1 protein-coding gene is annotated in these 758 nt (G+C 52.1%); it reads left to right on the top strand.

Annotated elements, in window-relative coordinates; genetic code table 11:
- The coding region (locus RH86_RS20595; protein ID WP_038219890.1) for a VCBS domain-containing protein at positions 1-758 on the top strand (758 nt) is incomplete at both ends.

The following is a 758-nucleotide window of genomic DNA, read 5'->3' as shown; positions in this document are numbered from 1 at the left end:
GGTGACGCCAGGTGGCGCACTAGGTAGTTTAACTATCGATGAGAACGGCAACTGGGTCTACAACGTTGACAACGCAGACGTACAGTATCTTGCCCAAGATGAAACCAAAGTCGAAACCTTCACTGTCGCCTCAGTGGATGGCACCACCCACGATATTGTTATCACCATTACTGGGGTTAACGACAGTGCTGTTATTTCGGGTGATGCAATTGGTGCGGTCACCGAAGATGATACCGACCCGGTGTTAACTGACTCAGGCGTATTAACCCTTACTGATGCTGATACCGGTGAAGCCAAATTTGACCCGACCAGTGTGGTCACGCCAGCTGGCGCACTCGGCGCGCTCATCATCGATGCCGATGGCAACTGGGTCTATAACGTTGACAACGCGGACGTGCAATACCTTGCTCAAGATGAAACCAAAGTCGAAACCTTCACCGTTGCCTCGGTGGATGGCACCACCCACGACATCGTTATTACTATTACTGGTATTAACGATAGCGCGGTGATTTCGGGCGATGCTGTCGGCGCAGTCACCGAAGATGATACCGATCCAGTACTCACCGATTCAGGCGTGTTAACTCTGACTGATGCTGATAGCGGTGAAGCCAAGTTTGACCCAGCTAGCGTCGTAACGCCTGCCGGTGCACTCGGCGCGCTCACTATCGATGCGGATGGTATCTGGGTGTATAACGTCGATAACGCGGACGTGCAGTACCTTGCCCAAGATGAAACCAAAATCGAAACCTTCACTGTTG

Source organism: Vibrio sp. N418, from assembly GCF_000222565.1.
Lineage (GTDB): Bacteria > Pseudomonadota > Gammaproteobacteria > Enterobacterales > Vibrionaceae > Vibrio > Vibrio scophthalmi.
Note: the sequence above shows the minus strand (reverse complement) of the source record. Positions and strands in the feature narration are given on the sequence as shown.